Annotated in this window: 28 protein-coding genes and 1 tRNA gene; 19 read left to right on the plus strand and 10 right to left on the minus strand. The window is 64.8% G+C overall.

The features are described 5' to 3' along the window. Positions 1-45 precede the first annotated feature (45 nt). The 5 genes from crcB (at position 46) to VSX60_RS10295 (ending at position 4,597) form a co-directional block, all read left to right on the plus strand. Positions 46-423, plus strand: coding sequence for a fluoride efflux transporter CrcB (gene crcB, locus VSX60_RS10275; protein WP_327624070.1), 378 nt, complete (start codon positions 46-48; stop codon positions 421-423). 35 nt (positions 424-458) lie between these two features. Beyond that, positions 459-1,445, plus strand: coding sequence for an RluA family pseudouridine synthase (locus VSX60_RS10280; protein WP_327624071.1), 987 nt, complete (start codon positions 459-461; stop codon positions 1,443-1,445). Beyond that, complete coding sequence (locus VSX60_RS10285; RefSeq protein WP_327624072.1) at positions 1,445-2,146, plus strand: HAD-IA family hydrolase; 702 nt, start codon at positions 1,445-1,447, stop codon at positions 2,144-2,146. Before VSX60_RS10280 ends, VSX60_RS10285 begins: the two co-directional genes overlap by 1 nt. A 45-nt stretch (positions 2,147-2,191) precedes the next feature. Then, the gene (locus VSX60_RS10290) at positions 2,192-2,914 is read left to right on the plus strand and encodes an ATP12 family chaperone protein (RefSeq protein ID WP_327624073.1); all 723 of its coding nucleotides are present in this window, start codon (positions 2,192-2,194) and stop codon (positions 2,912-2,914) included. A gap of 150 nt (positions 2,915-3,064) precedes the next feature. Continuing rightward, positions 3,065-4,597, plus strand: a complete 1,533-nt coding sequence (locus VSX60_RS10295) for an acyl-CoA carboxylase subunit beta (RefSeq protein ID WP_327624074.1) — start codon at positions 3,065-3,067, stop codon at positions 4,595-4,597. An 11-nt stretch (positions 4,598-4,608) separates the two neighbouring features. On the opposite strand, the gene VSX60_RS10300 is transcribed toward VSX60_RS10295, so the two are convergent. The 3 genes from VSX60_RS10300 to VSX60_RS10310 all read right to left on the minus strand — a co-directional run bounded on the left by VSX60_RS10300 (position 4,609) and on the right by VSX60_RS10310 (position 7,342). Continuing rightward, entirely contained in the window at positions 4,609-5,604 is a 996-nt protein-coding gene (locus VSX60_RS10300; RefSeq protein ID WP_327624075.1) for a sensor domain-containing diguanylate cyclase, read from the minus strand. 170 nt (positions 5,605-5,774) lie between these two features. Further along, positions 5,775-6,557 (minus strand): molybdopterin-binding protein, encoded by a 783-nt coding sequence (locus VSX60_RS10305; RefSeq protein ID WP_327624076.1) that lies wholly within the window; start codon positions 6,555-6,557, stop codon positions 5,775-5,777. Further along, the gene (locus tag VSX60_RS10310; RefSeq protein WP_327624077.1) at positions 6,557-7,342 is read right to left on the minus strand and encodes a cytochrome b/b6 domain-containing protein; all 786 of its coding nucleotides are present in this window, start codon (positions 7,340-7,342) and stop codon (positions 6,557-6,559) included. The genes VSX60_RS10305 and VSX60_RS10310 overlap by 1 nt, the downstream gene beginning before the upstream one ends. 240 nt (positions 7,343-7,582) lie before the next feature. Between VSX60_RS10310 and VSX60_RS10315 the strand changes: the two genes are divergently transcribed. Further along, positions 7,583-8,641 carry a type III polyketide synthase gene (locus tag VSX60_RS10315; RefSeq protein WP_327624078.1) on the plus strand — a complete coding sequence of 353 codons (1,059 nt, stop codon included), beginning with the start codon at positions 7,583-7,585 and terminating at the stop codon, positions 8,639-8,641. Then, the gene (locus tag VSX60_RS10320; RefSeq protein WP_327624079.1) at positions 8,634-9,179 is read left to right on the plus strand and encodes an isoprenylcysteine carboxyl methyltransferase family protein; all 546 of its coding nucleotides are present in this window, start codon (positions 8,634-8,636) and stop codon (positions 9,177-9,179) included. The genes VSX60_RS10315 and VSX60_RS10320 overlap by 8 nt, the downstream gene beginning before the upstream one ends. Before the next feature lie 6 nt (positions 9,180-9,185). Here the strand turns inward: VSX60_RS10320 and VSX60_RS10325 are convergent, their stop codons facing one another. Beyond that, complete coding sequence (locus VSX60_RS10325; protein WP_327624080.1) at positions 9,186-9,638, minus strand: YaiI/YqxD family protein; 453 nt, start codon at positions 9,636-9,638, stop codon at positions 9,186-9,188. Positions 9,639-9,716: 78 nt separating this feature from the next. Between VSX60_RS10325 and VSX60_RS10330 the strand changes: the two genes are divergently transcribed. Further along, complete coding sequence (locus VSX60_RS10330) at positions 9,717-10,670, plus strand: DMT family transporter (protein ID WP_327624082.1); 954 nt, start codon at positions 9,717-9,719, stop codon at positions 10,668-10,670. A 19-nt stretch (positions 10,671-10,689) separates the two neighbouring features. On the opposite strand, the gene VSX60_RS10335 is transcribed toward VSX60_RS10330, so the two are convergent. Then, on the minus strand, positions 10,690-11,046 hold the full coding sequence (locus tag VSX60_RS10335; RefSeq protein ID WP_442873081.1) for a helix-turn-helix domain-containing protein: 357 nt from the start codon (positions 11,044-11,046) through the stop codon (positions 10,690-10,692). A gap of 189 nt (positions 11,047-11,235) precedes the next feature. On the opposite strand from VSX60_RS10335, the gene VSX60_RS10340 reads away from it, so the two are divergent. Continuing rightward, positions 11,236-13,254, plus strand: coding sequence for an acetyl/propionyl/methylcrotonyl-CoA carboxylase subunit alpha (locus tag VSX60_RS10340; protein WP_327624083.1), 2,019 nt, complete (start codon positions 11,236-11,238; stop codon positions 13,252-13,254). Continuing rightward, positions 13,251-13,529: an acylphosphatase gene (locus VSX60_RS10345; protein ID WP_327624084.1), complete on the plus strand. Its 279-nt coding sequence runs from the start codon at positions 13,251-13,253 to the stop codon at positions 13,527-13,529. The genes VSX60_RS10340 and VSX60_RS10345 overlap by 4 nt, the downstream gene beginning before the upstream one ends. Here the strand turns inward: VSX60_RS10345 and lipB are convergent. Further along, complete coding sequence (gene lipB, locus VSX60_RS10350) at positions 13,526-14,278, minus strand: lipoyl(octanoyl) transferase LipB (protein ID WP_327624085.1); 753 nt, start codon at positions 14,276-14,278, stop codon at positions 13,526-13,528. The genes VSX60_RS10345 and lipB overlap by 4 nt on opposite strands. Positions 14,279-14,436: 158 nt before the next feature. On the opposite strand from lipB, the gene VSX60_RS10355 reads away from it, so the two are divergent. Both VSX60_RS10355 and VSX60_RS22560 read left to right on the plus strand, forming a co-directional pair. Continuing rightward, positions 14,437-14,521, plus strand: a tRNA-Leu gene (locus VSX60_RS10355). A gap of 142 nt (positions 14,522-14,663) precedes the next feature. Further along, positions 14,664-14,873: a DUF6538 domain-containing protein gene (locus VSX60_RS22560; RefSeq protein WP_442873082.1), complete on the plus strand. Its 210-nt coding sequence runs from the start codon at positions 14,664-14,666 to the stop codon at positions 14,871-14,873. 17 nt (positions 14,874-14,890) lie between these two features. On the opposite strand, the gene VSX60_RS10365 is transcribed toward VSX60_RS22560, so the two are convergent. Together VSX60_RS10365 and VSX60_RS10370 are read right to left on the minus strand one after the other, a co-directional pair. Next, entirely contained in the window at positions 14,891-15,655 is a 765-nt protein-coding gene (locus VSX60_RS10365) for a triose-phosphate isomerase (protein ID WP_327624087.1), read from the minus strand. 65 nt (positions 15,656-15,720) lie between these two features. Beyond that, a complete protein-coding gene (locus VSX60_RS10370) occupies positions 15,721-16,650 on the minus strand; it encodes a TIM barrel protein (protein WP_327624088.1) in 930 nt (309 codons plus the stop codon). Positions 16,651-16,875: 225 nt separating this feature from the next. Here VSX60_RS10370 and derI point away from each other — a divergent pair, with 225 nt between their 5' ends. Both derI and VSX60_RS10380 read left to right on the plus strand, forming a co-directional pair. Further along, positions 16,876-17,337, plus strand: coding sequence for a D-erythrulose-4-phosphate isomerase (gene derI / locus VSX60_RS10375; protein WP_327624090.1), 462 nt, complete (start codon positions 16,876-16,878; stop codon positions 17,335-17,337). A 180-nt stretch (positions 17,338-17,517) separates the two neighbouring features. Continuing rightward, on the plus strand, positions 17,518-18,411 hold the full coding sequence (locus VSX60_RS10380) for a sugar-binding transcriptional regulator (RefSeq protein ID WP_327624123.1): 894 nt from the start codon (positions 17,518-17,520) through the stop codon (positions 18,409-18,411). 10 nt (positions 18,412-18,421) lie between these two features. Here the strand turns inward: VSX60_RS10380 and VSX60_RS10385 are convergent, their stop codons facing one another. Together VSX60_RS10385 and VSX60_RS10390 are read right to left on the minus strand one after the other, a co-directional pair. Next, positions 18,422-19,927: an FGGY-family carbohydrate kinase gene (locus VSX60_RS10385; protein ID WP_327624091.1), complete on the minus strand. Its 1,506-nt coding sequence runs from the start codon at positions 19,925-19,927 to the stop codon at positions 18,422-18,424. Between the two features lie 79 nt (positions 19,928-20,006). Continuing rightward, positions 20,007-20,921 carry a sugar-binding transcriptional regulator gene (locus VSX60_RS10390; protein WP_327624093.1) on the minus strand — a complete coding sequence of 305 codons (915 nt, stop codon included), beginning with the start codon at positions 20,919-20,921 and terminating at the stop codon, positions 20,007-20,009. 173 nt (positions 20,922-21,094) lie between these two features. On the opposite strand from VSX60_RS10390, the gene VSX60_RS10395 reads away from it, so the two are divergent. The 5 genes from VSX60_RS10395 to VSX60_RS10415 all read left to right on the plus strand — a co-directional run bounded on the left by VSX60_RS10395 (position 21,095) and on the right by VSX60_RS10415 (position 25,828). Continuing rightward, entirely contained in the window at positions 21,095-22,441 is a 1,347-nt protein-coding gene (locus VSX60_RS10395; protein WP_327624094.1) for a sn-glycerol-1-phosphate dehydrogenase, read from the plus strand. 2 nt (positions 22,442-22,443) lie between these two features. Continuing rightward, positions 22,444-23,286, plus strand: a complete 843-nt coding sequence (locus tag VSX60_RS10400; RefSeq protein ID WP_327624124.1) for an HAD family hydrolase — start codon at positions 22,444-22,446, stop codon at positions 23,284-23,286. Further along, entirely contained in the window at positions 23,276-23,953 is a 678-nt protein-coding gene (locus VSX60_RS10405; RefSeq protein ID WP_327624095.1) for a class II aldolase/adducin family protein, read from the plus strand. Before VSX60_RS10400 ends, VSX60_RS10405 begins: the two co-directional genes overlap by 11 nt. 106 nt (positions 23,954-24,059) lie before the next feature. After that, positions 24,060-24,953 (plus strand): carbohydrate ABC transporter permease, encoded by an 894-nt coding sequence (locus VSX60_RS10410; protein WP_327624096.1) that lies wholly within the window; start codon positions 24,060-24,062, stop codon positions 24,951-24,953. After that, positions 24,953-25,828, plus strand: coding sequence for a carbohydrate ABC transporter permease (locus VSX60_RS10415; protein WP_327624097.1), 876 nt, complete (start codon positions 24,953-24,955; stop codon positions 25,826-25,828). Before VSX60_RS10410 ends, VSX60_RS10415 begins: the two co-directional genes overlap by 1 nt. Positions 25,829-25,882: the final 54 nt, after the last annotated feature.

Below are 25,882 nucleotides of genomic sequence, written 5' to 3' on the forward strand. Positions count from 1 at the left end.
GCCGCGTGGCTAGCCTCACTTCGATGGGGCGGCTATAGAGGCGGCATGTATCACCTCATCCTCGTTGCCGCGGGCGGCGCGATCGGTGCGAGCCTTCGACACTTGTCGAACCTTGCGGCGCTTCGTTTTCTCAGTCCGAATTTTCCGTTTGGTACTGCCTTCGTGAACGTCTCCGGATCATTCCTGATGGGTATCGTGATGGAGATCGTTGCGCGCCGCTTCGGTGCGTCGAATGAATTGCGGCTGTTCCTCGCCGTCGGGCTGCTGGGCGGGTTCACCACCTTCTCGTCCTTTTCGCTCGATGCGGTGGCGCTCTATGAGCGCGGGGCGTTCGGTTTGGCGGCGTTTTACGTCATCGGTTCCGTCGTCGCCGGAATCGCGGCGCTGTTTGCCGGATTCGCCGCGGGACGGGGGCTAGTCTGATGGCGGCTGAGGCAAGCCAAGTAAAGGAAAAGACAATGGCGTCTGTCGAACAGCGACGGATCGAGGAGGACGAGGCCGGCTTGCGTCTCGACCGCTGGTTTAAGCTGCACTATCCGGGCCTCGGCTTCGGCCATCTGCAGAAGTTGCTGCGCTCGGGTCAGGTGCGGGTCGACGGCGGCCGCGCCAAGTCGGACACGCGCGTTCTCGCGGGGCAGATGGTCCGCGTGCCGCCGATGGGAACCGACTCGGCACGGGGGAAGGTCGGCCCGCTGACCCGCAACACGATCCGCGACCAGCACGATGGCGACGTGTTGGCGCAGATGCTGATCTACGAGGACGCCAAGGTCTATGTCTTCAACAAGCCGGCCGGCCTTGCCGTTCAGGGTGGCTCGGGCGTCTCCCGGCATGTCGACAAGATGCTGGAGGCCTGGCGCAGCCGTAAGGGCGAGAAGCCCCGCCTCGTCCACCGCCTCGACCGCGACACGTCCGGTGTCCTCGTCGTTGCCCGCACGCGCGGCGCTGCGACAGCGCTGACCAAGGCGTTTCGCGAGCGCGACACCAAAAAGGTCTATTGGGCGGTCGTCAAAGGCGTCCCGACACCGCGGGACGGGCGCATCTCGACCTTCCTTGTCAAAGAGCAGACGGAGGACGGCGACCGAATGCGCGTCGCCAAACACGGCGAGGAGGGGGCCGACCACGCACTGACCCATTACCGGGTGATCGAAAATCTCGCCCAGAACTTCGCCTGGGTCGAGTTCGAGCCCTATACGGGGCGGACCCATCAGCTGCGCGTCCACGCTCTCCATATCGGGCATCCGATCCTCGGCGATCCGAAATATTTCGAGCACGACACCAATTGGGAGTTTCCCGGCGGCGTCCAGAAGCGGCTGCATCTGCATGCGCGTCGCATTGTCATACCCCATCCGGACGGCGGTGTCGTCGATCAGATCGCGCCGCTGCCGCCGCATATGGTGCAGACCTTCAATCTCTTCGGTTTCGACGAAGGCGCGTTGGGCGACTGATGCGCGCGGTTCTGTTCGATTGTGACGGCACCATCGCCGATAGCTGCGGCCTGATCTGCGACATCATGCGGCGGGTCTTTGCCGAGCACGGATTACCCGAGCCGGAGGATGCCGAGACGCGCGGCATCATCGGCCTGTCGCTGGACGTCGCGATCGGCCGCCTGCATCCCACCGCCGAGCCGCCATTGCTCGCCGCGATGGTCGAGGGCTACCGCCGGACTTTTCGCGCATCGCGGGCGGACGAGCGGTTTCGCGAGACACTGTTCCCGGGCATGAAGGCGCTGATCGATCGGCTTTCGGCCCGCGAGGACGTGCTGCTCGCCATGGTGACTGGCAAGTCGCGTAGCGGCGTGGCGGCGATCTGCGAGACGCATGGCATGGAGTTCCATGCCGTGCGCACGGCCGACGATTGTCCATCCAAGCCGCATCCGGCCATGGTGGAGGAGTGCTGCGCCGAATTCGGGCTGGACCCGCGCCATGCGCTCGTCGTCGGTGATTCCGTCTTCGATATCGAAATGGCGAGAACGGCCGGTGCCCCCGCGCTGGGTGTCGCCTGGGGCACCCACGAAGCCGCGCCGCTGCTCGCCTCCGGCGCTTACGCCGTTGCCGAGACGGTCGACGAACTCGGGGCGTTCATTGACGCCTGGCTGCTCGGCGACCCGCTCCAGGCGGAACGCGGCCGTCGGGTGACGATCGACTGATGCCGCGAAGGGTTCGGCTTTCGCCATGACGACAGGAGACACGCGATGACCACCGGCACGGGTCGATCCGGACTGCCCAAACGGTTCTATCAGACCGTTACGCTGGCGGAAGCTGCCGGCGGGTTCTCCGTTCTGCTGGATGGTCGCCCGGTCAAGACGCCGGGCCGCCGGCCGCTCGCTGTGCCGCTTCCCGCGGCTGCGCAGATGATCGCGGCCGAATGGGAGGCGCAGCGCGAACGCATCGACCCGGCGACCATGCCGATGACGCGGCTGGTCAACACCGTGATCGAGGCGATCGCCGACGATCCGGTTCCGGTGCGCGACGATATCGGTCGCTACGTCGAGACCGATCTCTTGTTCTATCGAGCCGGTTCGCCGGAACGACTCGTGCAGCGCCAGCGTGAGGGCTGGGACCCGATTCTCGATTGGGCCAAGGACAGCTTCGGCGGCCGCTTCGTCCTCGCCGAGGGCGTCATGCATGTCGCGCAGCCGCCGGCCTCAATGGAGGCGTTTCGTGCCTGGCTGGCGAAGATCGACGATCCGTTCCGCATCGCCGCGATGCATCAGGCGACGACGCTCACCGGCTCGGCCCTGCTGGCGCTCGCGGTCGCCGAAGGACGGCTGTCGGCCGAGGAAGCGTGGTCGCTCGGGCACCTGGACGAGGACTGGAACATCGAACAATGGGGCGCCGACGAGGAGGCGGCGGCGCGGCGGCGCCAGCGCTGGGAGGAGATGCGCGTGGCGGCGGTGTTCCTGGGGCGCGCGTAGCGCAAAAGGGCGTATCGCTTTCGCATTCCTCGGCCTATTCGACTTACCGCCGATTGCCGGCGTCGTTCGATGCATTTATCCGGGTATGATGATGCCGTGAGGCAGGCGCATCGGCCGACATCAAAGCCGAGCGGGCAGGGGGGACGAAAGATGCACGAGATGCTGGCCGAACTGGAAGTCCGGCGCGAACGGGCGAGGCAAGGCGGCGGTCAAAGGCGCATCGATGCCCAGCACGAAAAGGGCAAGCTGACCGCCCGCGAGCGTCTCACGGTGTTTCTCGACGAGGGTTCGTTCGAGGAATTCGACATGTTCGTCCAGCACCGGGCGACGGATTTCGGCATGGCGGAGCAGACGATACCCGGCGATGGCGTCGTCACCGGGTGGGGCACCGTCAACGGCCGCACCGTGTTCGTCTTCGCCAAGGATTTCACCGTCTTCGGGGGCTCGCTCTCCGAGGCCCATGCCGAAAAGGTCCAGAAGGTCCAGGATCTGGCACTGCGCAACCGCGCGCCGATCATCGGCTTCTACGACGCAGGCGGCGCGCGAATCCAGGAGGGTGTCGCCGCGCTCGGCGGCTATGCCGAGATCTTCCAGCGCAACGTGCTGGCCTCGGGCGTCATCCCGCAGATTTCGGTGATCATGGGGCCTTGTGCCGGCGGCGACGTCTATTCTCCGGCGATGACCGACTTCATCTTCATGGTTCGCGACACGTCCTACATGTTCGTCACCGGGCCGGACGTGGTGAAGACAGTGACCAACGAGACGGTGACGGCCGAGGAACTCGGCGGCGCCTCGGTCCACACCGTCAAATCCTCGATCGCCGACGGCGCCTATGACAACGACGTCGACGCGCTGTTGCAAATGCGCCGGCTGATCGACTTCCTGCCGGCATCGAACACCTCGCCGGTACCCGAACTCGACTTCACCCAGTCGGTGTTCGAGGAGGATCGCTCGCTCGACACGCTGATCCCCGACAACGCCAACAAGCCCTACGACATGAAGGAGCTGATCCGGAAGACGGTCGACGAGGGCGACTTCTTCGAGATCCAGCAGGCCTTTGCCGGCAACATCGTGACCGGCTTCGGGAGGATAGAGGGTCGCACCGTTGGCATCGTCGCTAACCAGCCGATGGTGCTGGCCGGCGTCCTCGACGCGGATGCAAGCCGCAAGGCGGCGCGCTTCGTGCGCTTCTGCGACTGCTTCTCGATTCCCGTCCTCACCTTCGTCGACGTGCCGGGCTTCCTGCCGGGCACGGCGCAGGAATATGGCGGGCTGATCAAGCACGGCGCCAAGCTCCTGTTCGCCTATGCCGAGGCGACGGTGCCGAAGGTCACGGTGATCACCCGCAAGGCGTTCGGAGGCGCCTATGATGTGATGGCGTCGAAACACCTTCGCGGCGACATCAACTATGCCTGGCCGACGGCGCAGATCGCGGTGATGGGCGCCAAGGGCGCGGCCGAGATCATCCACCGCAAGGATGCCGCCGATCCGGACAAGATCGCCGCTCACGCCGCCGCCTACGAAAAGCGGTTCCTGTCGCCCTTCGTCGCCGCCGAACGCGGCTATGTCGACGAGGTGATCATGCCGCACTCGACCCGCCGCCGGGTCGCGCGAGCGCTGGCCATGCTCCGTAACAAGGATCTCGACAACCCCTGGAAGAAGCACGACAACATTCCGTTGTGATCAGGTTGCCGTCACGCGGCAGCGGCAAAATTCGCGACGATTCGGTTTCGGCCGCTCTGCTTGGCGCGATAAAGCGAGGCATCGGCCACCGCAATCAGCTGGTCGAGCGAGGTCGCGCTCTTCCCCTTGGTGGCGACGCCGATGCTCAAGGTAACAGTCATCGGGCAGCTCGGAGCCGGATGGGGTATGGCCGCATCCCGCATGGTCGCGAGAATACGCCGCGCAATTTTCATCGCCTCGCCATACGAGGCGCCGGGTAGAACGACCACGAATTCCTCTCCCCCGTACCGGGCGACGAGATCGGAATCTTGGCGCGTCTCCGCGACAGGAAGCTTGGCCACCTGCCGCAGGCACTCATCGCCGCGCTGGTGTCCGCTGGAGTCGTTGTACGGTTTGAAGTGGTCGATATCGAGCATGAGAAGCGAGAGCTCGGTCCCCGAATTGATCGCGAGAAGCCACTCTTCCTTGAGATGTTCGTCGAAGCGACGCCGATTGGCCAGACCGGTAAGGCCATCTTGGCTCGCCAGAGTCTCAAGCGCGTCCTGGGCATTTTTCTGAGGCGTGATGTCACGGAGCGTTTCAACGACGGCCATCAGCGCCCCGCTCTGGTCAAAAACCGGACCCGCGTCTATCGCGAGATAACGGCGGCCGGAGCCGTTTGGTAAAACACACCAGTTTTCCGCTGCGAGAATGCTGAAGCGGCCGTCTTTCGCCTCTCTATCGATTTGCCGCCAGTCGCTACGGTCGACGGTATAGAGAGCCTCGATCCTTTCCGATCCCGTAGCCTCCAGCACCAGATCGGCTAGACAAGGCCGTGGGTCCTCATAGAAAGCAGCCCAGTGCCGTTTGGTGCCGAGAACCGCTGAGGCACAGACGCCGGTCAGCTTTTCGCAAGCGCGATTCCAGATGATCACATGGCCGGACGCGGCCAGCACGAATGTCGGGACGACGAGATGCTCCAGCAACTGGTTCGCAAATTTGGTGTCGCTTAGATCCATTGTCACCATGTTGCGGCCCTCCCAGTCGAATCCTCACCCTAGGGAAGTCACAGTAATCACCCAAACTTAAGAAAATATTCTCGTCTCCGGAAAACAAAGAGGCAAAGTCGTCGAGCTTGCTGCCGGCAACCGAACCAAAGGACCAAATCTTGGGGGAGAATTGCCCATGGACAGGAGATTCAGATCCCGGCAAACCACTCGTAGCCATTGTCCTCCCAATAGCCACCGCCGCCCTGGCCGTAGCCGTCGAGCGTGTCGGTGACGCGGATGGCGCGGATGTATTTCGCCATCTTGTAGCCGAGCTGTCGCTCGATCCTGACACGCAGCGGCGCTCCGTTTGATATCGGCAGGGTCTGGTCGTTCATGCCATAAGCGAGGATCGTCTGCGGATGCCGGGCGTCGGTGAGGTCGATCGATTCGTAATATTCGATCGGGCGCAGGAAGCCGCTGCCCATCGAATCAAAGCATTCGAACACCACGAAGCGCGCTTCCGGCTTGACGCCGGCCTGATCGAGCACGGCGGCGAGCGGCGTGCCGGTCCATTTGGCGATGCAGCTCCAGCCCTCGACGCAGTCGTGCCGGGTAATCTGGGTGCGGGCGGGCATGTTGCGGAGTTCGTCGAGCGAGAGGCTGAGCGGTTTTTCGACGAGGCCGTCGACAGGCAGGCGATAATCGGAGAACTCCGCCTCCGCGAGGGCGCGATAGGCCGGGTTGCGCGGGTTGGTCGAGCCGTTCGGCCGCATCGGCTGGCGAATCTCGCTTTCGGAAAATTCGCGGGCGAAGGTATCCGAGCCGAGCAGGAAGCGCTGCACCCGGTAGGTGAGGGAGTTCGCGGTTTCGAGAACGTCGCGGATCTCGTTGTCGCGGACCCCAAGAAAGTCGAAACAGCCGGCGAGCGGTGCGGTCGAGGCGATCGTCGCCCCGGTGAGAAAGCGCCGGCGGGTGAGCTCAGAGCGGGTCATCATTCGGACTCCGGATCGGCGCGGTACCAGCCGGTGATCATCGAGCGCAACTCGTTGAAGGGTCCGGCGAGGACCATCATGACGATGTGGACGACGAAGAACAGAACCAGATACAGCATCAGGATGAAATGGATCGTGCGCGCTGTCTGGCGGCCGCCGAAAACATCGAGCATCCACGGTGCCCATGCATTCACACCCGGCGACATGGTGAGGCCGGTCGCGATGATCAGCGGCAAAGCGATGAACAGCACGCTCGCATAGGACAGCTTCTGCAAGGCGTTGTAGCGGGCTTCGCGGGAAAAGCGCAGCCGCGCGTGGTCGGCGGCTTCGCGCGGCAGGTGACGGATGTCGTCGCCGCTCGGAAAAAGCTCCTTGATGTGACGGTTGATCAGGCTGGCGACGAGCCAGATGAGAAGCGTGATGGCGAGGCCCCAGGCGAAGAACAGATGCACGACCCGGCCGGTCGCCAGATCCCGGTAGCCGGGGATGGTCAGCCAGGATGGAAAGCTCTTCGGCTGAAGTCGGTCGCCCTCCCAGACCGCGCCGAGCCAGCCGGTGGTGTCAAAGGCTTGGCCGAACAGGATCGTCCGGCCCTTCATCGCGGCGCCGTCCATGTAGGCGCCGATCGACAGGATGGTGTTGTCGTAGGCGAAACCTGATTCCTGGCCGATATAAAGGTCCGGCCGCGCCATGAAGATCTGCAGGCCCGAGAGCAGCAGGAAGAACAGGCAGAGCGTCCAGGCCCAATGGGTGATCCGCGTCCACAGCCGCTGCCGGTAGATCAATGGTCGCTCGAAGCGCGATGAAACGGCCAGTTTGAAGCCTCCCTCGGGTATCCGCGACGATTGGCCTCGCTCCAGGTCGCCGCCTTGGACACCAGTCTTGAGGGTCGAAAGCTGCGTGGGTCAAGACGTTTGGGATCACGACCAGTCGCGTGCGGTGACGTTTTCGTGTCAGCCGTATGCGCAACGAACACTGCCGCGCGGCGTTTGCGGGGAGTATGCTCGATCCGGATCGGATTGCTCTTGGCCCAACCGTCTGAACATTCACCGCGCATTGTCGGCCTCGCCACCGCCGTGCCGCCCTATCCGCTGCCGCAGAGCGAGGTCGTTGCCCACGCCGCCGAAACCTTCGGTAGCCGGTTTCGCGATTTCGAACGGCTGCGCCCGGTGTTCGAGAGCACCGGCATCGCCATGCGCTATTCGGTGCGCCCGTTCGACTGGTTCCATGCCCGGCAGGATTGGCGGCAACGGACCGAGGCGTATCTGGACGGCGCCACGGCGCTGTTCATCGAAGCCGCCGAAAAGGCGATCGCCGCCGCCGGCATCCTGCCGTCGGACATCGACACCGTCGTCACCGTGTCTTCGACCGGCATCGCCACGCCGTCGCTGGAAGCCCGCACTCACGGCGTGCTTGGCTTCCGGCCCGACATCCGCCGGGTGCCGGTCTTCGGGCTCGGCTGCGCCGGCGGTGTCTCGGGCCTCTCGCTTGGCGCGCGGCTCGCCCGCGCCGAACCTGGCTCCAAGGTGCTCGTCGTTGCGGTGGAGATCTGCACGCTGGCTTTCCGCTCGGACGAACTGACGAAAAGCAATATCGTCGCCACCGCCCTGTTCGGCGACGGCGCGGCCGGCGTGGTGCTGACCTGCGACAAAGCTGCGGGGCCGCGGATCGTCGCCACCGGCGAGCATCTGTGGCCGGACACGCTCGACATCATGGGCTGGCAGGTCGACCCGATCGGCTTCGGAGCAATCTTCTCCGCCTCGATCCCGGACCTCGTCACCGAGAAGATGCGGCCGGCGGCCGAGAATTTTCTGGCGCGACATGGCGAAGTGATCGATGATCTGGATGGCTTCGTCTTTCATCCCGGAGGGACCAAAGTGGTCCAGGCGCTCGAAAACTCGTTTGATCTGCCTCAGGGCGCGCTCAACATCGAACGCGAGACGCTGCGCGACTTCGGCAACATGTCGGCGCCGACCGCCCTGTTCGTCCTGAAGCGCAAGCTGGAGGTCGGGCTTGCCGGCCGACACCTCGTCTCGGCGCTCGGCCCCGGCTTCACCGGCAGTTTCGCGCGGCTCGATGCTTGAGGCGGTCGAGATCTACCCGAGCGTCTGGGCGACGGCGGCGATCCTCGCCTATGTGACCCTGCAACGGGTGATCGAGCTCAGCATCGCTCGCCGCAACACCAAAAGGCTGCTGCGCGACGGCGCCTTCGAGGTTGCGGCGCCGCAATATTCGCTGCTGGTCGCATTGCACGCGGCTTGGCTTGGGCTACTGTGGCTCACCGCCTTTGGCGAGCCGATCAATCTCGTGTTTCTCGGGCTGTTCGGCCTCACTCAAGTGCTGCGCTTCTGGACGCTCGCCTCGATCGGCAGGCGTTGGACGACGCGCATCATCGTCAAGCAGGGGGAGGCGCTGGTCACGAAGGGGCCATATCGCTTCATGGCGCATCCGAACTATGCGGTCGTGGTGCTGGAAATCTTCCTGCTGCCGGCAGTTTTCGGGCTTTACGCACTCGCGATCCTGTTCTCGCTGCTCAACGCCGGCGCGCTGGCGATCCGTATCCAGGCGGAACAACGCGCGCTCAAGAAGCACACGCGTGGGCGGAAAAACCTGAAATTATGAGCCGTTTCAGTCGTTTGCCGCCGTGCGCCTCAACACCAGATCGAGCGTTTGGCGAAACCTTGAGCGGTCGGTGGTCGTGAAGGCAGCGTTATAGCCCTTGCTCTCGCCGGTTTCGCGCAGATGCTGCTTGAAAGCCCGCATTGACAAAGCGGTGCCGATCGATTCGCTGGTGAACTCGTGCCCCGTCGGGCCGAGAGCGGCGGCGCCTTTTTCAAGAGCCCGCGCGGCCAGCGGGATGTCGGCGGTGATAACGACGTCTCCCGGATTGGCGGCTTCGGCAATCCAGTCGTCGGCCGCGTCCGCGCCTTCGGACACGACAATGATCCGGGCGTCGGGATAGCGCGACGGCCGCATACCGCCGTTGGAGACTAGCACCGCGTCCGCGCCATGCCGGACGGCGACCTCGATCGCCTCGTCCTTGACCGGGCAGGCATCGGCATCGATCAGGACTGTGGTCATTCAGATATCCTTCCAGGCCAAGGCTAAGACGATTCCATTTCTCGTGGCAGCCATAACGCGATTGTGCCATGGACGAACATGACCTCACTTGCCGAGACCTTCGAGAACACACCCGCCGAGATCGTTCGCGGCATCGTCATTCTCGTCGTCGGCTCGGCGATCATTCCGTTGCTCGACGCCTTCGGGAAAATTCTGGTCACCACCCATGACATTTCAGCGGGCGAGGTGGCTTTGGTCCGGCTCTTCTCGCAAGCTGCGATGATCCTGCCGTTTCTGCTGTATGTCGACGGCCCGGGTGCCCTTAAGACGCGTCGTCTCGGGCTCAATCTTCTGCGCGGGGCGTGTCTGGGCCTGGCGGGACTCGCCTTCTTCGCGGCGCTGCGTTTCATGCCGTTGGCCGATGCCACGGCCGTGTTTCTGATCGAGCCGATGATCCTCACGCTGCTGGCTGCGTTCCTTCTGAAGGAGACTATCGGCTGGCGGCGGATCGTTGCCGTCGTCGTCGGCTTCTTCGGTGCGCTGATCATCATCCGGCCGAGCTATTCGATGTTCGGTATCGTCTCGCTGCTCCCGGTCGCGGCGGCATTCTTCGTCGCCCTCTACCTCATTTTGACCCGCCGCGCGTCGCGGGGATCGACCCCGCTGGCGATGCTGTTTTACGCCGGTGCCGGAGGGGTGCTGGTTTTGTTGATCGCCATGATCATAGGCCATCCGCTGGGAATCGCCGATCTGACGTTCCGCTGGCCGGATCGCGGGTCGACCTGGATGCTCCTGATCGGCGCCGGTCTGATCGGCACGGCCGGCCATCTCATGTTCATCCAGGCGTACAAGCTTGCGCCGGCCTCGGTGCTCGCACCCTTCGGCTACGTGGAGATCGTCTCCGCCGTGTTTCTCGGATATCTGATTTTCGCGGACATGCCCGACGGCCCGAAATGGCTCGGCATGGCGATCATCGTCGGGTCCGGGCTGTTCATCTATTTTCGCGAGCAGCGCATCGCGCGTCATCCGCAGAAGCCGCCGATCGTGCGCTAACGCGAGTCCGGCGAATGGATCAGCCGGATTTCGCGGCCAGCGCTTCGAGCCTGGTGATTTCACCGTCGAGCACATCGCGGCGCGAGCGCAAGAGGTCGAGCTTGGCGGCGCGGCCGGTGTCGTCGAGATCCACGTCCTCCGCACCCTCGCCATAGCCGCCGATCAGCCAGGCTGGGCTGACGCCGAGAATGCCGGCGAGCATGATCAGCTTGTTCGCCCGCGGTTCGGCGCGGTCGCGCTCCCAGCCGCGCATCGTCTCCGGCTTGACACCGAGCTTGGTCGCTAATTCTGCAATGTCGATCCCGAGCGCCTCGCGGCTGCGGCCAATCCGTCCGCCGATCGTGTCATCGTCCTGCTGTGTCATCGGTTTGGTCAAATCTGTCTCCTCTTAACGCCGGCCGAAATCCGGATTCTCGCCTAGCGCGGCCGTGACGGACCGCGGCAAGTGCGATCGGATCGCGACATTCGTTTCTTAGACGAGTGTCGGCTTGCAGGATTTCCGCCCAAAGGTCAAAACGGACCGGTCGAGAAGACGCCGCCGCCCTGTTTCGGAGTACCCGCCGCCATGTTCAAGAAGATCCTGATCGCCAATCGCGGGGAAATCGCCTGCCGGGTCATCAAATCGGCGAAGGCCATGGGCATCAAGACGGTCGCGGTCTATTCCGACGCCGATCGCAACGCAGTGCATGTGGCGATGGCCGACGAAGCGGTGCATCTCGGGCCTCCGCCTGCGGCCGAAAGCTATCTCCTCGGCGATAAAATCCTCGAGGCCTGTCAGGCGACGGGCGCCGAGGCGGTGCATCCGGGCTACGGCTTCCTGTCCGAACGCGCCGCCTTCTGCGAATTGCTGGAAGACAACGGCATCGTCTTCATCGGCCCGAAGCCGAAGGCGATCCGCGCCATGGGCGACAAGATCGAATCGAAGCTGTTCGCCCAGAAGGCGGGCGTCAGCATCGTCCCCGGCCATCTCGGCATCATCGAGGATGCCGACGAAGCGACAAGGATCGCCGCCGAGATCGGCTATCCGGTGATGATCAAGGCCTCGGCCGGCGGCGGCGGCAAGGGCATGCGCATCGCCTTCGACGAGAAGGAATGCCGCGACGGCTTCGACCGCGCGCGATCCGAAGCGCGCTCGTCCTTTGGCGATGACCGGGTGTTCATCGAAAAATTCGTCGTCGAGCCCCGACATATCGAGATCCAGGTGCTGGCGGACGCTCACGGCAACGCGGTTCATCTCGGCGAGCGGGAATGTTCCATCCAGCGACGCAACCAGAAGGTCGTCGAGGAGGCGCCGTCGCCCTTCCTCGATGCGAAAACCCGTGCGGCGATGGGCGAGCAGGCCGTGGCGTTGGCCAAGGCGGTCGACTACCAGAGCGTCGGCACCGTCGAATTCATCGTCGACACGGGCCGGAACTTCTACTTCCTGGAGATGAACACGCGGCTGCAGGTCGAACACCCGGTGACCGAACTTGTCACCGGCGTCGACCTCGTCGAGGAAATGATACGGGTGGCGGCGGGCGAGCCGCTCAGGCTTCGGCAGGATGACATCAAGCTCAACGGCTGGGCGGTCGAGAGCCGTATCTATGCCGAGGACCCGTTTCGGGGCTTCCTGCCGTCGATCGGCCGGCTCACGCGCTATCGTCCGCCCACCGAAGACCCGCTCGGCGAGGCCACCGTGCGCAACGACACCGGCGTGACGGAGGGCTCCGAGATTTCGATGTTCTACGACCCAATGATCGCCAAGCTTTGTACCCATGCCGACACCCGCGAGGCCGCGATCGACGCGATGCGCGACGCGCTCGGCCGGTTCGAGATCGAGGGGATCGAGCACAACATCCCGTTCCTCGCCGCCCTGATGGCCCATCCGCGCTGGCGCGAGGGGCGAATCTCGACCGCCTTCATCGACCAGGAATACCCGGACGGCTTCGAGCGGCCGGCGGCGTCGGACGAAACCAGGCGCATGGCGGCGCTGATCGCGACGACGATCGAGATCGCCCGCAAGCTGCGGCTCGATCATCATATCGACCGGTTGCGCGAGCATTCAGGCGCGCTACCGCCCGCCTGGGTGGTGAAAGTCGATGGGGACTATCTGGCGGTCGACGTGGCGCGGACGATGACCGGGGAGGGCGGCGGCGACATCCTCTATCGAATGACCGTTGATGGCCAAACCTTTACCGTCTCGACAGACCATCGGCCCGGCATGTCCCCCTGGTCGGGTTCGATCGACGGGGGAAAGCGGACTGCGCAAATTCGTTCGCGACCGAATGGGATGACCTTGTTTCTCGACGGGATCTGGCTTGAGGCCAAGGTGATGTCGCCGACGATCGCCGAACTGGAAAAGCTGATGCCGGTGAAGCTGCCGCCAGATACCTCGAAATTGCTGCTCTGTCCGATGCCGGGCCTCGTCGTGTCGATCGCGGTGGATGAGGGGCAGGAGGTGAAGGCCGGCGAGACGCTGGCGATCGTCGAGGCGATGAAGATGGAGAATATCCTGCGGGCCGAGCGCGATCTGACCGTGGCGAGCCTCAAGGCGGCGCCCGGCGATAGCCTGGCGGTCGACGCGGTGATCATGGAGTTCCAGTGACCACGGCGATACATTGTCTGGTGCGGGGCCAGGTGCAGGGCGTCGGCTACCGCGCATGGTGCCAGGGCGAAGCCGTGACACGGGGGCTTTCCGGCTGGGTGCGCAACCGCCGATCCGGCGATGTCGAGGCGGTGTTGGCCGGGCCATTGGACGTGGTCGACGAAATGCTGGCGGCGCTGTGGACCGGGCCGGCCGGCGCTTCGGTGTCGGCGGTCGAAGGAACGCCGACGAAGGAACGTCCGCGTGGCGATTTCGACGTGAGGCCGACGGTTTAACGGGTCGCGTCAATCGTCGGGCCGAACACCGCCTCGAATTGCCGTCGAAGCAGGATATCGACCTGCGGCATTGATGCGAGAACGCCGAGATCGGCAAGACTCGTCACGCCGTGGCCGCGAATGCCGCAGGGCACGATGCCGGAGAAATGCTCCAACTCCGGGTCGACGTTGAGCGAGATGCCGTGGAAGGTCACCCAGCGGCGGACGCGGATGCCGATCGCCGCGATCTTGTCTTCGGCAATGCTGCCGTCGACCATGGTCGGACGCTCCGGCCGTCGCACCCAGACCCCGACGCGGTCTTCACGTCTTTCGCCCTTGATCTGGAAGTCGCCGAGCGTCGCGATGATCCAGGCCTCCAGCGCTGCCACGAAGGCGCGCACGTCCTCGCGCCGTCTTTTCAGATCCAGCAGCACATAGGCCACGCGCTGGCCGGGGCCGTGATAGGTGTATTCGCCACCGCGGCCTGCGGCGAACACCGGGAATCGCGTGGAATCGACGAGGTCTTCGTTCCGGGCACCGGTGCCGGCCGTATAGAGCGGCGGATGCTCCAGGAGAATCACCGTTTCAGGCGCCGTTCCGGATGCGATCTCCGCGACCCGGGCCTCCATTATCGCCAAAGCCTCGGGGTAGGGGGTCGGGCCGTCGATGACGTGCCACGCCACTTGCGCCGAACCGGGCCGCGCCAGGAAGCGCTCCGCCACGGTCGATAGCCGGGAGCCGCTCATCGCTGTCTCGATCGTCGCTGTCATGGAGGGTGTTTAGCCGGTCCGAACGCCGTCGAAAAGCGTTGGCCGCGCGCCCGTGAGGACAATGCCGACCGGGATCGGCCGAATAGCCCTTGTGCGACCGGGTAAGTCTTGTTACATGCCCGCCACCGATGGCCTCGCGCCCTTGGTAGACACGGCGTGCGGTCGTGGCGGAATTGGTAGACGCGCAGCGTTGAGGTCGCTGTGGGGCAACCCGTGGAAGTTCGAGTCTTCTCGACCGCACCAGCCTTTCTCATTGGAAATGTTCGAGTTTGGCATCTACGCCGAAGGCCGATTGCATTTTCCCACCAGTTGCATCGAATTTTGCGCCACACGCTTTCAAAATGAAGGCCTGCAGACGATGGCCTCGTTCCTTAAGCGGCGCGGGATGCGGTGGATATTCCACTTCTTTCGGCGTGTACCCCCTGACATCGTTGATTTGGTGGGTTTTTCCTTCTGGGAACGATCTCTCAGAACCAGTGACGAACAGGCTGCTGCGATAAAGGCGCGAACCTTGGCAGTGGGGACTGACGAAGTCATTAGCCAGCCCCGTACAGACGAGATAACGGTTGATCGATCTTGGCCGGCCAGTTCGTAGCGTTGTTTTGCGAGACATCAGCCGAGCGCCGCGACGACGGCGGCAACGATGCCGAGATATCCGTTCGCCTCCCAGGCCGAGCGGCCGATGAAGAGCCCGTCAATGTTGTCGCGGCGCGCGAGGTCCACGCAATTGCCGGGATTGACGCTGCCGCCATAGAGCACGGGCAGCGGGCGGCCGATCAGCGATGCGACCAGCGCCTTGACGTTCGCCTGCTGATCGTCGGCAAAGTCGGGATCGGCCGGCGTCCCCCCTTCGCCGATCGACCAGACCGGTTCGTAGGCCAAGATCACCTCGGCGCCCTCGGTCCATTCCACCTTCGACAGCGCCGCCTCAGTCTGTCGCTTGAGGACGGCGGCCGTTTGGCGGGCTTCGTATTCGGCGCGGGTGTCGCCGATACAAACGAGGGCCGTGAGCCCATGATGGACTGCGGCGGCCGTCTTCAGCCCCACCGTCTCGTCGCTCTCGTTGAAGAATGTCCGCCGTTCGCTGTGGCCGATCTCGACGAGGGTCCCGCCAGCATCCGCGACGTGGATCGGGGAAATCTCGCCCGTCCATGGGCCGGAATCCTGCCAATGGACGTTCTGGGCGCCGACTGTGACACACGTGCCTTTGAGGGCTTCGGCGACCTGCGTCAGCACGGTGAAGGGCGGGATGACGAAGAGACGCGCGGCGTCACTTCCGGCCCAGTGGGACGAACGCAGAATATCGCAGAAGGCCGACGCCTCCGCGCGGGTCTTGTTCATCTTCCAGCTGGTGCCGATGAAGGGTCGGGTCGCCATGGAGATGCTCCTTGAGGACTGTCGCCGAAGGCGATCGTGACAGGCAGAACGCGGATGAAGGCGGTTCAGGCCGCCTTGGGTCTTCCGACATCGGTGTGCGAGGACCAGAACGCCACGGACTCGGCCATTGCCGCGACGACCTGGCGATCGGTCGGCTCGCGTTCCCGGAAGGCCAGTTCCAGGCAGAGCTCGTTATCCGTACCCCCGCCGGCCCGTATGCTCGCCAGCAACTTGTCCGGTCCGATACGTCCATCCTCGTTATACGCCTTGGTGAAGGGCCAGTGCCCGCCCTTGTTCATCGAGCTCTGCTTGATGTGGATGATCGGCGAGGCTTTCGCGAACCGCTCCGCCCAAGCGTAGGGATCGGTGTCTGCGGGATCGGGCGAGGACACGTCGCCATGGTCGATGTCGATCATCGGCTTCAGCGGAATCGGCAGACCGCCTGCGTCGATCCAACGCTGCAACGCGGCGCAATCCTTGAGCGTGTGGCCGAACTCGCGGCCAATCGACATCGGCTCCCAGAACATCGAGGTCAGGCCGCGTCGGGCGGCGTGCTCCGCGACCTCGCGCCAACACTCAAGAGCGACCCGCAGCAGCGCTTCGCGCCGGTCGCGGTCGTCGAAGTCCCGGTAGGTCAGAATGGCGAACTGCGTCCCGATCGCCGGGCAGCCGAGATCGGCGGCGACGTCCGCCAGGGTCTTGAACCAGTCGACATAGTAGGCGCGCACGCCGGCGTCGGGATGACCGAAATGGTTCAGCCGTCCATAGGGCCCGGTCATCATCGATGTGATGGAGACGCCGTTGGCGTCGGCTGCGGCGGCCATCCGCGCTACGATGGGAGAGAGCGTCTTCGCCGGCCAGGACGGGTTGACAAACTCGTGCGTCAACTGGACATGACCGATGCCGATCTCCGCGGCGATGATCGCGATCAGGTCTTCCGGGTCGGCAAAGCGGTTGACCAGAGGGTTTGTGCTGATCGATAGGGTGAAGGGCATGGAAGCTTCTTCGTAACGGGTGGTTGGAACCGGGCAAAAGCACTGGCGCCCGTGCGATATGAAAAACTATGCATGTGCCGCAATATTTTGCAATTTTCCTTCCGGTGACCTAGCATCTTTCTCGATGTTTCGGCGCTGTCGCCCGCGTGGACCAACCATCCGGCGATGGGGATGGCGCGGGCTGCGCTTTCTGTCGGGCCTCGAACGGTGAAGAAGGAAACGCATATGAAGATCATCATCGGCGGTGATGGCGCGGGGCAACCGCTGGTCAAGGCGGTTGCCGCGTATCTTCGGACCCGCGAGGACGTGGAATTCGACGACGCCAGCGCGGCGCCTGCAAACGCCGACGAGCGCTACGCCGCGACCTCCGAGCGGATCGCCATGGCGATTCTCGACGGCGCATACGACCGCGGAATCTTGTGTTGCGGAACCGGGATCGGCGTCTGCATCTCGGCCAACAAGGTGCCCGGCATTCGCGCGGCGCTGACCCACGACACCTATTCGGCCGAGCGCGCCGTCAAGAGCAACAACGCGCAGATTATCACCATGGGCGCTCGCGTGATCGGACCGGAGCTCGCCAAGGCGATCGTCGAGAAGTTCCTGGATTCGGAGTTCGATCCGCAGAGTTCTTCGGGTGCCAACGTCGCCGCCATGAACTCGCTCGACGACAAGTACCACGCGCGCTGAGCACGCATTATCGACACTGTGGCGGACAGATTGCGACGTGGAAGCCCCGCGGTTCGGTCCGCCGCTGAAACGCCTTGGAACCAGGAGGACGCCGTGCTGAACGAGGCGCCACATCGCCACGACGAAAATGGGGAGGCCGGTCTCGCGGCGCGTGCGGCGTGGCTCTATTTTTCCGGCGGCATGACGCAGGGCCAGATCGCCAAGCGGCTCGGCGTCACCAGCATCAAGGCGCACCGGCTGATCGCGCGCGCCAACCGCGATGGCCTGGTGCGGGTATTCGTCGATGCGGAGGTGGCCGAGTGCCTTGACCTGGAGGAGACGATTCGCCAGCGCTTTGGTCTCGACTTCTGCAGCGTAGCGCCGGATCTCGGCGAAGAGACGCCGCTTCCTCTCAGGGCGCTCGGCATCGCCGGCGCCAACTTCCTGAAAAACGAGATCGAGCGCGGCGAGCACGCCCTCATCGGCGTCGGCCATGGCCGCACGCTCGCCGCCGCGGTCAACGCCATGCCGGCAGTGGCGACCGGACGGACCCGCTTCGTCTCGGTGCTCGGCGGCTTTACCCGCCGTTTCGCCGCCAACCCCTACGATGTCATTCACCGCCTGGCCGAGAAGACCGGCGCTGAAGCCTTTCAAATCCCGCTGCCGACCTTTGCCAATACCGCCGAGGACAAGGCGGTACTTCTCAGCCAGCCTGGCGTCGCGGAAGTGTTCGATCTGGCCTGTTCGGCGCCTTTGGTCTTTGCCGGCATCGGCGATGTGACCGAGGATGCATTCCTGTTCGCCAACAGCATGGTCGGCACCGACGAGATCGGCGAGATTCGCGCGGGCAGGGCGGTCGGCGAACTTCTCGGCCACTACTTCAATTCCGACGGCCAACCGGTCGCGGAAGCTGTCAGCGCCCGGGCGCTGTCCCCGACATTGGCTCATCTTAGCGCATCCCGCGTCGTCGCCCTTGCCGGTGGCGCCGATAAGGTTTCCCCGACCCTCGCTCTCCTGCGCAGCGGCTTTCTCGACGGCTTGGTGACCGACGAGATCACCGCTCGCGCGATCCTGGCAAAGGGCGGCGAGCGGTGACCGCGATACCTCATCGCCCATCGATCATGCCGCGCCCATACGCTCTCGTGTCCGCATAGATTCGCCCCTGACGCGCGCATAGCGACTTCCACTGGGAGGCGAATTCGGGTCGGGGATAGACCGTCTGGTCGATCGCCGTCATCGCCGCGGCGGCGGTCGGGTAGTTGGGGAACCAGCCAGCGCCGACGGCCGCGACGATGCCGGCGCCGAGCGCCGAGGCTTCCACCGTGCGACTGCGCTCGACCGGCAGGCCGGCGGCGTCGGCAAGCATCTGCAGCCAGAGCCGGCTTTGCGCTCCGCCGCCGATCGCGCGGATTCGCTCAAGCGCCAGCCCCTCAGCGGCCATCGCCTGGATCCCGCGGGTGATTTCGGCGGTCAGAGCCTCGAGCGCCGCGCGATAGAAATGCGCCCGCCCGTGATTGGCCGAAAGGCCGACGATCGCCGCGCGGGCGGCCGGGTCCCAATGCGGGTTCATGACGCCGATAATGTGCGGCGTCATGGTCAGTCCCTGCGAGCCGATCGGCAGCTGGGCCGCAGCCTCCTCCAATCGATCGAAGGCCCCGGGATCGTCGCGCCCCTCGGCGAAATTGTCCACGACCCAATTGACGAAGAAGGCGCCGGCCTTTTGTAGTGCTTCGAGGAAATAGCCCTCGCCGGTCGGGGCCGTCATCGTGCGCCAGTGCAGGTCGGTCGCCGGCGTTGGGGAATACACCCCGGTGACCGTCGCGGTGCCGAGATTGAGATAGACCGTCCCGGGCTCCATGGCATTGGTGCCGAGGCCGGCGCATTGGCCGTCGCCGCCTCCGGCAAAGACCGGGGTGCCGGGCCGCAGGCCGGTTTGTTGCGATGCCGCATCGGTGATGGCGCCGACACGACTGCCCGGCTTCAACAGATCGGGGAGCTGCCGCCGCCCCACGCCGACACTGTCGAGAATGCGGTCGGACCAGTCCATCGCCGTGATGTCGAAAATGCCGAAGGGGTCGGCGCTCGACCAGCTCGCGGCCTTGCGGCCGGTCAGGCGCCCGGTCAGGAAGGCGTGGACGTCGACGATGTGCCGTGCCGCGTCGAGAATGGCCGGGTCGTTCCGCCGCAACCAGTCCAGCCGGTAGACGACGGGGATCGTGTCCACCGGCTTGCCGGTCGTGCGGTGCAGCCAGTCGCGGCCCATTTGGTCGGCATAGGCGGCATAGCTGCCGATCGAACGCTCGTCGAGCCAAACCATCGCCGGGCGCAGCGCGCATCCGTCCGCATCGAGAAAGGCCACCGTCTCGCGCTGGTTGGAAATCGCTACCGCGTCCACCGTATCGGCGCCGACTGCGGCGACCGCCGTGCTCACCGAAACCGTCAGCGCGTCCCACCAGTCTTCGCAGTCCTGCTCCGCGTAGCCCGGCTGCGGCGTCGACAACGCGATGGTCGCGCGTCCTTCCGCGACCGCGCGCCCGTCTTCGTCCCAGACGATCGCCTTGGTGCTCTGGGTCGAACTGTCGATGCCGATGACATGCCGTTTCCGGGCCATTTTTCCTCCTCACGCAGAGCCGGCATCGCATCCTCCCGAACGCCGCCGGACCTGGCGCCTGATCGCGCTCCGTCGCCCCTCAGCCCGATTCCAGCAGAGCGGTCGCTGTATCGGAGTCGGTGACAAGGTGGGTCGCGTATCCCCCGTTGAGCGCCGCCAGAAGGGCATCGCGCTTGGCCGGCCCTCCGGCCAGGCATAGGCGAAACGGAACGCTTTTCAGATCGGCGAGCGAAATCCCGACGATGCCGTCATCGATCGGGCAGGGGACCGGGGCGCCGGCCGCGTCGATCAGGCGGCCGATGATCACGGCCTTGGCGCGCCCTTCGGATTGAATCTGCCGCAAGGCAACCGGATCGAGCATGTCGCTTTCGGCGAAGGTGCTTTTCCGACCGAGTTCGCCGACGCCGAACACGACCTTCGTCGCCGATCGGATCAGCGCGAACTGCCGTTCCAGAGACGGTTCGGCGAGAAGCCGGTCGCGCAGGTCTCGGCTCGACAGCACGGCGGGCGCGTGCAGGTTGACGCAGCGGGCACCGAGCTGGTTGGCCAACAGCGTCGTGCACAGCTCCGGCGAGAAATCGGCTGAACTCGCCGAGCTGCCGGACACCTGGACGATGGTCAGGTCCGGTATTCGGCTGGCCTCGGTGGCCCGCGCCGCCGCAAGGATCGTGCGGCCCCAGGCGACGCCGATAATGTCGCCGGGCTCCAGAACGTCGGCCAGCACCCGTGCCCCCGCGGCGCCGATGCGTTGTTCTGCGGGGTGGTTTGGCAGAGCGGGAACGACAGTTGCCGCAACCAGCGCAAACCGCTTCGCCAGCGCCTTGGACAAAGCCGTGCGTGCGACGGCCGCGCTGTCCACCCGAATGGTTACCCGACCGCTTCTCCGCGCTTCCTGCAGGTAGTTGGCTATACTCGCCCGCGAAACACCGAGGCGAGCGGCGACCGCGGCCTGGGTCAGCTCGTCGACATAGTAGAGCCACGCGGCCCAGGTCACGACGTCGTCGAACTCCGGCGGCGGCTTTGGCGTCCCGCGACTCGGGCCGTGAAGGGTTGCAGGCTGATCCATCCGGTCGAAAATGCCATGTCTCTGACTTTTGTCAAACGGTTCTGTCATCTGTTTGACAAATGCGAAACGTCGGTGTCAGATGTCGATAAATGGGAGGCGACATGTCGGAGATCCGGGAGCCACGTTCCGTCGACGATGAGCGGAATTGGACGTCGCTCATCGATGAGATCATCGACGGGCGGTGGATCCATCCGGAGACCGGCGCGCCGGCCGCGGTCGATTATGACCGCGTGGTCATCGCAGAGAGTCTGGCGGGACGGGAAGCCGAACTCGTTGACGCGATGAATCTCGGCGGCCGGATCGCTCTGATCGCCGACGCGGCGACATTTGCGGCGCTGGGCGATCGTGTCGCAAAGGCGCTGGTCGGATGGGACGTCACCGTCATCCTGCTCGATGATCCCCATGCGGACATGGCCCATATCGCTGCGCTCAGGCAGCGGCTCACAGGATTCGACGGCGCCATCGCGGTCGGCTCCGGCACCGTCAACGATCTGGTCAAATACGTCGTCGCGGAAGACAAGCGGCCCTATTGCGTTTTCGGCACCGCCGCCTCCATGAACGGCTACACCTCCTCGACCGCCTCGATCACGCTGGACAGCGGATTGAAGGTGTCGTTGCCGTCGATCGCGCCGCGCGGCTTCTTCGTCGATCTGGGCGTGGCGGCGGTGGCGCCGCGGCGACTGGCGGCAGCCGGCTTCGGCGATTGCCTGGCGCGTTCGGTCGCGCAAATCGACTGGTGGATCTCGCACCGGCTGCTTGGCACCGAATACCAGCAGGTGCCCTACACCATCCAGGAAGCCGATGAGCGCGAACTGAACGCCCGCGCCGCCGGTATAGCGGCCGGAGATGTGGAGGCCATCGGCTATCTCTACCGCGTCCTGACGCTGTGCGGCCTCGGAATCGCCTTTACCGGCGTCTCCCATCACGGCTCCATGGGCGAGCATCAGATCTCCCATTATATCGACTGTTTTGCCGGCGACCGGCATCCCGGCACGCTGCATGGCGAACAGGTCGGCGTCGCCTCGCTGACCATGGCGCGGTTGCAGCAGCGCATCCTCGCCTCCGACACGCCGCCGACGGTGCGCCCGACCCGTATCGACGAGGCTGGCATGGTTCGGCGGATGGGCCCCGAGATCGCCGCCCAATGTCTGGAGGAATACCGCAAGAAGGCGCTCGACCAGGCGGGCGCGGACCGGCTCAACGCCCGTATGATCGCGATATGGCCGGAGCTTCGCCAGGAATGCCTCGGCTTCGCGATCCCGGCGGACGAGATGGAGCGGCTGCTGCGGGCCGCGGGCGGCGCCACCACTGCGGGCGAACTCGGTGTGCCGGTGGATTTCTATCGCGAGGCGGTGCTCCATTGCCGCGAGATGCGCAATCGCTTTTCGGTCCTCGACATCGCGGACGACGCCGGTCTCCTGGCCGATTTCGCGGCGGGGGAGCGTTGATGATGCGTCCGATCTCGCAGATGCCCTCGGATGTCGCAGCATCGATCATCGGCGTCTTCGCCGACATCGACGACACGTTGACGACCGATGGCCGGCTGCCCGCCGCGTCCTATGCCGCGCTGGAAGCTTTGCATGACGCGGGGCTGTTCGTCGCGCCGATTACCGGCCGCCCCGCCGGATGGTGCGATATGGTCGCCCGCTTCTGGCCGGTAACGGGCGTCGTCGGCGAGAACGGCGCCTTCTATTTCGCCTATGACGGCGCGCAACGGCGGATGCGCCGCTCCTTCTTCGCAAGCGATTTCGAGCGCGCCGCCAACCGCAAGCGGCTCGAAGCAATCGCCCGGCGGATTCTCGTGGAGGTGCCGGGCGCAGCGATCTCCGCCGATCAGCTCTATCGGGAAGCCGATCTCGCCATCGACTTCTGCGAGGATGTCGCACCGCTTGGAAAGGCCGATATCGCCCGGATCAAGACGATCTTCGAGGAGGAGGGCGCGGTCGCGAAAATCTCCTCGATCCACGTCAATGGCTGGTTCGGCGACTATGACAAGCTGTCGATGACCCGGCGCTTCGCGGCCGAGATTCTGGGCATCGACCTCGAGGTCGAGAAACATTGGATCGTCTTTGCCGGCGACAGCCCCAACGACGCCCCGATGTTCGGCTTCTTTCCCAATAGCTGCGGGGTTGCGAACGTCCTCGATTTCACCGGCGAGATGGATGCCGAACCGTCCTTCGTCGCCGCGCGAGCGGGCGGCGAGGGCTTCGTCGAGATCGCCGACGTCATCCTGTCGGCCCGCGATCGGAACGAGGGCAAGGCGCGGCACAGGGAGGCGGCCGATGCGCGATAGCGAGCGGGCTTTGCGGCAGAAGATCATCGATCTCTGCCTGGAGATGAACCGGAACGGCATCAACCAGGGCACGTCCGGCAACATTTCGGCGCGCCACGGCGATGCGATGCTTTTGACCCCGAGCGCGACCCCCTATGAGGAGCTGACGCCGGAAAAGATCGTATTCATGCCCCTCGATGGCGACGGCACGGACTGGTCGGGACCGCTGAAGCCGTCGACCGAATGGCGCTTTCATCGCGACATCCTGCGCGCGCGTCCCGATGCTGGGGCGGTCGTCCATGCCCATCCGACCTTCGCTACCACGTTGGCGATCACCCGCCGCGCGATTCCCGCCTGTCATTATATGGTCGCGGTGTTCGGCGGCACCGACGTCCGCTGCTCGGGCTACGCACGCTACGGAACGCCGGAACTCTCCCATGAGGCGCTGACGGCCCTCGAAGGCCGGACGGGATGTCTGCTCGCCAACCACGGCGCCATTACCATCGGCAGCGATCTCGACAAGGCCATGTGGCGGATGGTGGAATTGGAAACGGTGGCCAAGCAGTATCATCACAGCCTGCAGCTCGACGGCGGCCCGGTGATCCTCAGCGACGCGGAAATCGCCGAAGTGCTGGAAGGATTCGGCAGCTACGGCCTGCAGTCTCGCAAGGGGGCGTCGAAGCGATGAGAGCAGGGACCGCACCCCGTCTCGGCATCTCGATCTCGGGCGCGGCGGCGCGGCGAAGGTGCCGTTCGCCGTGGGCCGGTGGCCGCCGGGCGGGGAGGTCGTGCGCTTGACCCCGTCGCCCAATCTTGCCCGTCGCTTCGTTATTTCGGACCACCCGCTGCCGTGGCTCCTGCCGCTGATCGCGCTTCTCGTGGTCTTCACCATCTTTCCGCTGATCTACAATATCTGGCTGAGCTTCCACGAATTCGTGCCGCGCCGGCGGGTGCTGGAATATGTCGGCGGACAGAACTGGGTGCAGCTGTGGGAGGACAGCCGCTTCTGGCAGTCGCTCGGCGTGACCTTTCTCTACTTCATCATCGCGCTGGTCTTCGAACTGGCGCTCGGCATGGGAATCGCGCTGTTGCTCGATTCCGACGAGCCGGGCTTCGGCATCCTGCGCGCTCTCTTGACGATGGCGCTGGTCGTCCCGCCCGCGATCGTCGGCATGATGTTTCTCCTGATGGAGGATTCGCAGTTTGGCGTGCTGACCTTCTTCCTCCAGATGATCGGCGTCCTCAGCCCGGAAACGCCGATCCTGTCGACGCCGTCGCTGGCGCTCGCCGGCGTGCTGCTTGCCGAGATCTGGCAGTGGACGCCGTTCATGGTGCTGATCCTCCTGGCCGGTCTGCGCGCGCTTCCCACCGAGCCCTACGAGGCCGCGATGATCGACGGCGCGAGCCCCATCCAGACCTTCGTGCGGCTGACCCTGCCGATGATGTCCAAGGTGATTGCCATCGCCGTCCTGATCCGCGGCATCGATCTGTTCCGGGTGTTCGACTACGTCTTCGTGATGACCTCGGGCGGGCCGGGCACCGCCACTTACACGCTCAGCCTCTATGCCTGGCAGCAGACCTTCTCCTTTATCAAATGGGGATACGGCGCGACGCTCAGCCTGGTCACGCTCGCGATCATCCTGGTTCTCGCCAATCTGTTCATCAAGCTCGCGAAGGTGAAGTGGTGATGCAGACCGCGTTTTTCCCACGGATGCTCCGCATTCTTTTCGCCTGGGTCGTGGTGGGGCTGTTCTTCTTCCCCATCTACTACTGGACGAGCGTGGCGTTCCGCGACGGCCGCGACATCTTCTCGCGCCCGCCGATCGTCTTCGACTTCGCTCCGACGCTCGACAATTTCCAGAAGGTCTTCGGCATCACTTTCGGCGATGGCGGTCGCCTGACCGTGACGCCGGGCGGCGGCAATTTCTTCATGGGCCCGCGGCTGTGGGATTCAATCGTCATTGCCACCGGTTCAACGCTGCTGGCGCTGGTCATCGCGACACTCGCGGCCTATGCGCTGTCGCGCATCCAGTTCCGCGGCCGTCATGCCTTCGTCGGCTGGGTGCTGTCGACGCGCATGATGCCGCCGGTCGCCGTCGCGATCCCGATGTTCTTCATGTACAAAACGCTCGGCCTGCTGGACACCTATCTCGGCATGATCCTCATCCACGCGCTGATGAACCTGCCACTAGCCGTGCTCTTGATGAAGAGCTTCTTCGACGACATCCCGGCCGAGATCGACGAAAGCGCCATCATCGACGGGGCAAGCCGCTGGCTGATATTCCGCCGCGTGGTCCTGCCGATGGCGCGCGGCGGCATCGCCGCGACGGCGGTTCTCTGCTTCATTTTTTCCTGGACGGAATTCCTGTTCGCGCTGACGCTGACCCAGACCGACATCAAGACGGTCCCGGTGGTCTCGACGACCTTCGTCACCTCGGTCGGAACCGCCTGGGGCAACATGGCGGCGCTCGGCGCGGCCGCGATCGTTCCCGCCTTCATCTTCGTGCTGGCGGTGCAGAAGCATCTGGTGCGCGGCCTGACGATGGGCTCGCTCAAGCAGTAATCCGCGTCCGCCTCCGAGGAGGGAGGCGGTGCGGCGCATACCCGCGAAGACAGG

Source organism: Aurantimonas sp. A3-2-R12, from assembly GCF_036016755.1.
Taxonomy (GTDB): Bacteria; Pseudomonadota; Alphaproteobacteria; order Rhizobiales; family Rhizobiaceae; genus Aurantimonas; species Aurantimonas coralicida_A.